This is a genomic window from Psychrobacter sp. AOP7-B1-24 (genome assembly GCF_052376215.1).
Classification (GTDB): Bacteria; Pseudomonadota; Gammaproteobacteria; order Pseudomonadales; family Moraxellaceae; genus Psychrobacter.
Genome location: NZ_JBQSVL010000093.1, coordinates 1 through 8939 on the forward strand (window position 1 = coordinate 1; position 8939 = coordinate 8939).

The 8939-nt window shown below is 38.9% G+C and carries 6 protein-coding genes; 1 reads left to right on the forward strand and 5 read right to left on the reverse strand.

Going from position 1 to position 8939, the window contains the following annotated elements:
- Nucleotides 1-240 precede the first annotated feature (240 nt).
- From ACT3QP_RS13180 to ACT3QP_RS13200, 5 genes are all read right to left on the reverse strand, one after another.
- Nucleotides 241-372 carry a hypothetical protein gene (locus ACT3QP_RS13180; RefSeq protein ID WP_444525819.1) on the reverse strand — a complete coding sequence of 44 codons (132 nt, stop codon included), beginning with the start codon at nucleotides 370-372 and terminating at the stop codon, nucleotides 241-243.
- 754 nt (nucleotides 373-1126) lie between these two features.
- Nucleotides 1127-1450, reverse strand: coding sequence for an H-NS histone family protein (locus ACT3QP_RS13185; RefSeq protein WP_444525820.1), 324 nt, complete (start codon nucleotides 1448-1450; stop codon nucleotides 1127-1129).
- A 562-nt stretch (nucleotides 1451-2012) separates the two neighbouring features.
- Nucleotides 2013-2657, reverse strand: a complete 645-nt coding sequence (locus tag ACT3QP_RS13190) for a hypothetical protein (protein WP_444525821.1) — start codon at nucleotides 2655-2657, stop codon at nucleotides 2013-2015.
- 661 nt (nucleotides 2658-3318) lie between these two features.
- Complete coding sequence (gene ssb / locus ACT3QP_RS13195; RefSeq protein WP_444525822.1) at nucleotides 3319-3945, reverse strand: single-stranded DNA-binding protein; 627 nt, start codon at nucleotides 3943-3945, stop codon at nucleotides 3319-3321.
- A 123-nt stretch (nucleotides 3946-4068) separates the two neighbouring features.
- Nucleotides 4069-5433 carry an MFS transporter gene (locus tag ACT3QP_RS13200; protein WP_444525823.1) on the reverse strand — a complete coding sequence of 455 codons (1365 nt, stop codon included), beginning with the start codon at nucleotides 5431-5433 and terminating at the stop codon, nucleotides 4069-4071.
- 574 nt (nucleotides 5434-6007) lie between these two features.
- Here ACT3QP_RS13200 and uvrA point away from each other — a divergent pair.
- A complete protein-coding gene (uvrA, locus tag ACT3QP_RS13205) occupies nucleotides 6008-8908 on the forward strand; it encodes an excinuclease ABC subunit UvrA (protein WP_444525824.1) in 2901 nt (966 codons plus the stop codon).
- Nucleotides 8909-8939 lie beyond the last annotated feature (31 nt).

Here is an 8939-nt window from a genome sequence, read left to right on the forward strand (position 1 = left end):
GTCAATGACTATCTTATCAATAATTATTTTAATAATCAGAATAAATTATATCAAAGACCTTATTTTCTATTGCATGTTTTCATTTTAGAATGATAATAAAAATCAGATAAACTGTGATTAAAAGTGAAAAACAGAGCCGATAATATTGAAATACTAACCAACCACCTGACTATATTTGGTAAAACTCAGCCATTTTATAGGGCTATCCCTTGCATTAAAGACTTGCTCTAGGTATGAACTTTATTTTTTCGCTTTTGGGTTATTAGATTTTTCTATATCAGCCTTCTGACTACTACGTCGAGGCACAACCAGTAAAACCATTGCCACCGCTCCTAAAAGGAGCCTCTTTTTTATTTTTTCATGACCTGCCATATATTCACCTCCACTTATATATAATAATTAACTGAACATATAGACAACTCATACTCACATTATGTCATTCATAAAAGCTAAAATAGCAAAAATAAGGGCGAGTACGAAATATTAGAAACTAAGCAATTTTGATACGGTTAATTATATTTTGAGAATCTCATACCATAAATATATTATTCCTATATTAGGACGTATTTTCAATTCAATCGATAGTTATCTCAATGGGTTAAAAATGACTAAATCTTGTCAAGCAGCATTAAATAGCTGATTAATGTCTCAATATTATCTACGCTATTTTCCTTGTTTGACAGTGATTTATCTCATTTTTATCATCACTTTTAAAATAATGACACACTTTAGCATACTAAAATATGGCAAATGCTATGTATAGCTGTGTTATAAATACGCAAACTAATGTACGTTATGGAAGTAATTGATTAGATTATATAATTAGGGTCTCTCCATGTAGTCATTCTATTGTAAAAGGATCGCTCGCCTAGCCTGAAGTATTAAATACACCTCTACACTCGGTTGACTGATACCTCTTTTAACTTGAATTGACTATAGTAAAAAAAACGATAAAAAAAGCCAGCAGCCCTTTACCAAATATTGATAAAGAATTGCCGGCTTCTATACACACAGGGCTTATTACTATAATCGAACCACTATTAAAGTGTTACAGCATTAGACTCGCTTAGCCTACTACTGTAGTACTTGCACTCGTCTGCCTTGTACCATTTATAACATTGATTGACTAAATAACAAAATCTTCAAGCTGACGACCTGCTGCTAACGCTTCAACCAACCATGTCGGCTTACGACCACGACCAGTCCAAGTTTCTTCATTATTATCCGTATTGCGATATTTAATGCTACGTTTTTTCTCTAGTGTTTCACCAGCTTTTAAAATATCTTCAATAGATGCATCGCTTTCTTCTGCAATTTTCTCAAACTGCATGTAAGCATCATACAAACGTTGGTGTTGTTTTTTAGCAATAAGTTGCTGAGCATTTTCAGTAATAGCACGTAGCTCATCAACGTCTAGATTTTCTAAATCAATTTCTTTATTTTTGCTCATAGTAAATCCAATTATAAAATAAAAAATATCACCTTAATAGACATATTGTTTACTATTAAGAACTGAGAATAATATACTTATAGTCAATCAGATTATAAGTATCGTACATAAATATTACTTTTAATAAAAATATAATAAGTCATCATATCTATTGGCAGTAGTAATATAAACAAAAATCATTACTATCACAATAATAATTTTCTATATTTTATATACCCAAGGTCAATACATAGTAAAGATAAGTAAACCAGCCCTATTCAGCCACTTTGTTATTTATAAACAAGTAAACATTTATTTATTTATTTTAATAAACATAAATTCATAAATAATAAAATTCAAATCAGAATACCTAGTTATTTCTTATCCAAACTTATTGACTAAAGATGATATTGATCAACCAAATTTATTACTAAACTTACTCGTTAAATAACAAACTTGTTTAATAAAAATAAATTGTAATAAATTGTAATAATACCTTGCTGTGTAAAACTAAATATTTCACTGATATTTTACTCAAGTAGAACTACTAATAATTAGCTGTACGACATAAGAATTTTTTATGTTAGCGTTGAATTCTTTTAATGAAAGTATCCATGCCATACGCTAAAATGCCACTGTTTTTATTCTGTATTTTTTTTGTCAACATTAACAACTGTGCACTATCATGACACTTTTCTAAAGTTAATAAATATCCCCAAGCTTCTACAGGTGACGTGTGTTTTTCTATATAAGTGGCTAAATCTAGCTTTATCGTCTCATAGCTGGCATTGGTTGGTTTGGTTTTCAACATACCATCAATTGATTTTTTACCTAAGTTTTTTATTCTACTTACATTACTAGATAAGCTGTTAAACTCTATAGCATTCTTACCACTAAAAGACTGAGAAGCTGATTGGTATTGAGAATTCATAATTTTTTGGGATTTAGTAGATGCTTGTTGAATAACAGTTGGCTTAGCTGATGCATTACCATCTGTTACTATTTCAATACACTCAAGCGCTAATAACAGCTCAAATAATGGCTCTATACCACCGCAATCCGCAAAAATTTTACTACGATCAAGCGTATCAAGATAACTTTGATAAGCACGCTTTCCATCAATCATAATAAGTAGTGTTCGCGCTTCTCGCGGCAATACACCTAGATGACTGGATTTAACCTCTAATCGGCCTAAGTCGCTTTTTTGAAATACTTCGCTACTATTCATTTTTAGACCCCATATTCAGGTAGGTATTCTTATCGTAAGTCACCAATTAAATAATTTTTTAGTTTGAAACCACTAGATGATCCAAGCCTAAATTTTTATGGTTTATTAAAAATGATTTTAAGCGTAAATATAATAGTCAATGTAACTCAAACCATTGATTTTATTATATCAATCTCATCAATAGACTGTTAGCATTAATTAAAACCAATAGAGTGAACGGTTGATATAGGATATAAAAGGTAGTTAATATCAGTTTAAATGGAAATTCTGTTCCTATAATCATAATACAAAACATTGAAACACTCAGTTTAGTCACACCTATTGATTAGTTTTCTATTATTTTTTACTCGTTAAATAATACTTTGACGATAATAAATAAAACCCAATACTTTTAAAAATTTTCATTTGTTTGGAATTTTTCATACCACCTATAATTAAGTTCAAACAATTCCGATATAGTCGATTCAATTTAAAAGTAGTGCAATGCAACCAAGTACAATCTATATATTAGTATGGTTAGCGAGTATGACGCTTTATATAGATTTAACTATATAATCTCTATTCTTCACACTACTGATTATGAAACATATAAAAATAGCTCAATGATATTATTATCAATGAGCTACAGGATTATAAATACAACATCTTATTATTGTATAAGTTAGAACGGAATATCATCATCTACTGGCCCGTCTGGCATTGCAGTAGGCTTAGCTTGTGTAGGTTTTTGTGCTGGTTGATTAAACTGATTTTGCTGAGCAGGTGCGCCTTGATTGCTAAAGTTATTCTGACCGCCACTAGGCTGATTATAACCGCCTTGTTGAGCAGGCTGATTATTAACCTGTTGATGACCGAAGTTGTTTTGATTGCTTTGACCACCTTGATTACCGCCATAACCACCACTTTGACCACCACTTTGACCACCAAAGCCATTATCATTTTGCCCACCACCAGTTGCACCATCTAGCATTTGCATTTGTTCGGCACGAATCTCGGTAATATAACGATCTTGTCCGTTGGGATCTTGATATTTACGCGTACGTAAGCTACCTTCGATATAGACCTTACTACCTTTACGCAAATACTGCGCAGCAATTTCACCTAGGCGGTTGAATAGTGAAATACGATGCCATTCCGTCGCTTCTCTTTTCTCACCACTTTGTTTGTCCGTCCACTGCTCCGATGTCGCAACCGAAATATTGGTCACACCACCACCGTTATTAAATTGACGTGCCTCAGGATCTGCTCCAAGGTTACCAATAATGATGACTTTATTAACTCCGCGCATGGTACCGTCCTTTTATTTATGAATAATTTAATGAATCGTGTTAATCATGATTTAATGGAGCCAGTTTGGTCCACCGCATATTAATACTATCAGTAATATGATTTTACTTTAACCAATTTTTGTTTAAATATCTAGGGGGCTTTTTGCCAGATGCGACAACTCTTGTCGCGATACATCTGTCAACTGGGTTTTATCTAATTTGAGATATGCCACTTGCTCTTTTGCCATGACCACCAGTTCATCGACGCCATCTACTGATAGCATTTGACGTGACCAGTCCTGTATATTGATGTCTTTCGGAATAGTGACGGTCGTACTCGATAAATAAGGTGGCTGCGCAATCGGTATAATAAAAAGCAAGGCGACGCCCATAATGACCGCCAATATACCCCACGCTAATAGGTTAGGTTGATTCAATAACAGCCCACCCATCGCCCCACCGACAAACGCACCAAAAAACTGGCTAGAAGAGTTCAACCCCATTGCCGTGGCTTTATTTGCTACTGGAGCGCGCTTAGAAATCCACGAAGGAATGGTCGCCTCAATAAGATTGAAGCCCATAAAGTACAGTAATAGACCCAATATAATACCAATACTAGCCTGACTACCAAGTGCGAGTATGGCTAGAGCAGCGGTAATTAATGCCAATGCACCTAAAAACACCTGACGCATTTTGCGTTTTTTTTCGGCGATGATAATAAAAGGTATCGCAACCGCAAAGCCAATAAATAATAATGGTAAATAAACCAGACCCTGCTGACGTACCGACAACCCCATCACCTCATTCAGTTGGTGTGGTAAAATGACAAATATCGCGGTCATGGTCAGATGTAGCGTAAAGATACCGATATGTAAGCGATTTAAGTCACCAATTTTTAGCACACCGGCCAATTGCTGACCAATCGATTTATTGTCCAAATTATGCTTGAGCACGCGTAGCGGCGTCGGTACTACCAATAATAGTAGTATTGCCAAAACAGCAAACACGGCTGTTAGCCAAAACAACCCTGAAATACCAAGTGAGCCAACCAACAAGGGACCAAAAGCGAAAGCGATCATGATCGAGGTAGCAATGGTCAAACCCATCGTTGCCATGGCCTTAGTGCGCATTTCTTCACGAGTCACATCAGCCAGTAATGCCATCAATACAGCAGAAACAGCGCCACTACCCGCCAGCGCCCGACCAATAATAACTTCATAAATATCCGTTGCATTGGCCGCGATGATACCGCCGATAGCAAATAAGATTAACCCTAAAAATATAATAGGTTTACGTGGAAACTTATCAGCAGCAAGGCTCATCGGTATTTGAAAAATAGCCTGTCCTAGTCCATAAATACCAACGGCCAAACCAACCAAAAAAGGGGTGGCATGTGCATAATTTTCACCATATACCGAAAATACCGGCACAATCATAAATAGACCGACCATACGCAAAGCAAAAATACCACCAACGCCTAATATTGCTCGCTTTTCTACGCTATTCATACTTGCCTCACTGATTGATCGTTGGCTGGTTTTGCATTTGCTGATATATCACTGCTGCTTTATAAAGGCATCCGCTTAAAAATCAAGCCCCCTAGTATAAGACATTCGCCATTGGGTTGCCGACACTTTTATTTTTTGCATGCTTTGATTATGTGTATATTACAGCCTCATATATGACGCCATAATTTTGTTACTAAGTGCATCTAGCGACCCTCACACCTTGAATAATGCTGCTGTCATAACAATAAAGTAAAACTATAAGCTGTGTTGTATCTTAGACCACGACAACCAAACTGATACTCATCACGAACACTACTAGAAAGTGACACGGCTTAACTGAATATATAACAAACAACACCTATTACTGATCAGATATTTCATCTAACTTTATTGACTGGCATAAACATGACGATAAAAAATACGTAGATAAGCATTTATATCGCTTTGTAAGGTGAATCATCTTTTATAAAGCCATATGAATATAAAAACCAACTATTGAGCTTACCTTTATCGACCCATTTCAATATTAAAGACCTTTTTATATACCATTTAGCAAATAGGAAACCTATCAACGATGGCACATGACCATATTGCAATACGCGGCGCACGCACACACAATCTAAAAAACATCGACATAGACATTCCACGAGACAAGTTTGTGGTAATCACAGGTCTCTCAGGCTCTGGCAAATCATCGCTGGCATTTGACACCTTGTATGCCGAAGGGCAGCGCCGTTATGTCGAGAGCTTGTCCGCTTACGCACGTCAGTTCCTCTCACAAATGGAGAAACCTGACGTCGATAGTATCGAAGGTCTGTCACCAGCGATTGCTATTGAGCAGAAATCGACCAACCACAACCCACGCTCTACGGTCGGTACGATTACCGAAATTTATGATTACCTGCGTTTGCTATATGCACGTATTGGTACACCATACTGCCCTGAGCATGGCGAACCAATGGTGGCGCAGTCCGTCACCGAAATGGTCGATCAAATCATGGCATTGCCAGATGACACCAAGCTTATGATATTGGCACCCGTTATTCGTGAGCGTAAAGGTGAGCATACTGTCTTGCTTGAGCAGCTGATTGGGCAGGGTTTTGTCCGCGTACGTGTCGACGGTGATGTCTACGATACGGATGAATTACCGACCTTAGATAAAAAGAAAAAACACACCATCGAAGTCGTGGTTGATCGCTTCAAAGTCCGTGACGATTTAGGTAACCGTGTCGCTGAGAGCTTAGAGACGGCGCTACGCTTAGGTCAAGGGCTTGTGACCCTACACTTTATGGATGGCAATCCAAAAGAAGGCGGCGATGACAATCAAGTCATGTCAGCCAAGCACTCATGCCCCGTCTGTGATCGTGCCGTTCCTGAGCTTGAGCCGCGTATGTTCAGTTTTAATAATCCATACGGTGCATGCCCAAGCTGTGATGGTCTCGGAAAACGTCAGTACTTCTCTGCTGAGAAACTGATTACCCATCATGAAAAATCGCTCAATCAAGGTGCGATTAATGGTTGGGATAAGCGTCATGCTTACTACTTTGGCTTACTCTCTACCGTTTGTCACCATTTCAAAATCGATATGGATGCACCATGGCAAGATCTGACCAAAGCGCAACAAGATCTCATCATGCAGGGCTCTGGTAAAGAGAAGCTGACCTTTAACTTTACCGATGAGCGCGGTCGCAAAACCAATAAGACCGTACCATTTGAAGGGGTGCTTCCGTACTTAGAGCGTCGTTATGCTAAGACACAAAGCAATCTTGTCCGTGACGAGCTAGCTAAATATTTGGCTGATACCACTTGTAACGTCTGCGATGGCGCACGTCTCAATGAAATATCACGCAATGTCCGTGTCGATGGCCAAACCATCGCTGAAATCGTCAAGCTCTCTATCGGTGATGCTGCTGACTATTATAAGACCCTAAAAATTGGCGGTCATAAAGGTGAAGTCGCGGAAAAAATCTTTAAAGAGATTAACGAGCGTTTGAACTTCCTCGTCAGCGTTGGTCTAGATTATTTAACACTCGCCCGCTCTGCCGAAACCTTATCAGGTGGTGAAGCGCAGCGTATTCGTCTTGCCAGTCAAATTGGTGCTGGTCTCATGGGTGTGATGTACGTACTCGATGAACCATCTATTGGTCTGCATCAACGTGACAATGACCGATTGCTAAAAACCCTCACTCGCTTGCGTGATTTGGGTAATACAGTACTGGTTGTAGAACATGATGAAGATGCCATTCGTCAAGCAGATCACGTGATCGATATCGGTATCGGTGCGGGTGTGCATGGTGGTCACGTGATCGCACAAGGTACGGTCGATGACATTATGGCAAATAAAGAATCACTGACTGGACAATATATGTCTGGTAAAAAGAAAATAGAGATTCCAACCGTTCGTCATACTGCCAAAACCATGGATGTCGAAGTCAAAGGTAAGGCCAAACCTAAAAAAACCCCGATGATCATCGAGCTAAAAGGCGCATCTGGCAATAACTTGCATAATGTGGATTTGACCATACCTGTGGGCGTCATGACCTGTGTAACAGGCGTATCAGGTTCGGGAAAATCGACCTTGATTAACCGTACGCTTATGCCATTGGCAGCGACACAACTCAATAATGCCTCAACCCTGATCGCTGATAAGTTTGAAAGCATCAGCGGTCTTGAGCATTTGGACAAAATGGTCGACATCGATCAAAGCCCAATTGGTCGTACACCGCGCTCAAACCCTGCGACTTATACTGGCGTGTTTACCCCTGTGCGTGAGATGTTTGCACAGACCCAAGAAGCGCGGGCGCGTGGTTATAAACCTGGTCGCTTTAGTTTCAATGTAAAAGGTGGACGCTGTGAGATGTGTCAAGGTGACGGTCTGATCAAAGTTGAGATGCATTTCTTACCGGATATGTATGTGCCCTGCGATAGCTGTGAGGGCAAGCGCTATAACCGTGAGACGTTAGAGATACACTATAAAGGTAAGAGTATTGCCGACGTGCTTGATATGACTGTTGAAGATGCGGTTGAATTCTTTTCAGCGATTCCAGCGATCTATCGTCGTCTGCAAGCCTTAATGGATGTGGGTCTTGGCTATATTCGCTTGGGACAGTCTGCACCAACCTTATCTGGTGGTGAAGCCCAGCGGGTCAAACTGGCGCGTGAGCTTGCCAAGCGTGATACGGGACAGACACTCTATATCTTGGATGAGCCGACCACTGGTTTGCATTTCCATGATATCGATAAGCTGCTGAATATCCTGCATGCGCTACGTGATAAAGGTAATACCATCGTGGTCATCGAGCATAATTTGGATGTCATCAAAACAGCAGATTGGGTGATTGATCTTGGCCCTGAAGGCGGTAAAGGTGGCGGTATGATCATCGCAGAAGGTACACCTGAGCAAGTGGCGGAAGTTGAAGAATCATACACGGGTGTGTTCTTAAAGCCGATGTTAGAGCAAGGTATAGTGTATTAAATATAAAAATGTTATAAGATAAAACATCTCA

Excerpts from the sequence above, each read along its gene's own strand:
- ssb (WP_444525822.1), bottom strand. The coding sequence starts at position 3,945 with ATGCGCGGAGTTAATAAAGTCATCATTATTGGTAACCTTGGAGCAGAT.
- ACT3QP_RS13200 (WP_444525823.1), bottom strand. The coding sequence starts at position 5,433 with ATGAATAGCGTAGAAAAGCGAGCAATATTAGGCGTTGGTGGTATTTTT.
- uvrA (WP_444525824.1), top strand. The coding sequence starts at position 6,008 with ATGGCACATGACCATATTGCAATACGCGGCGCACGCACACACAATCTA.
- ACT3QP_RS13190 (WP_444525821.1), bottom strand. The coding sequence starts at position 2,657 with ATGAATAGTAGCGAAGTATTTCAAAAAAGCGACTTAGGCCGATTAGAG.
- ACT3QP_RS13180 (WP_444525819.1), bottom strand. The coding sequence starts at position 372 with ATGGCAGGTCATGAAAAAATAAAAAAGAGGCTCCTTTTAGGAGCGGTG.
- ACT3QP_RS13185 (WP_444525820.1), bottom strand. The coding sequence starts at position 1,450 with ATGAGCAAAAATAAAGAAATTGATTTAGAAAATCTAGACGTTGATGAG.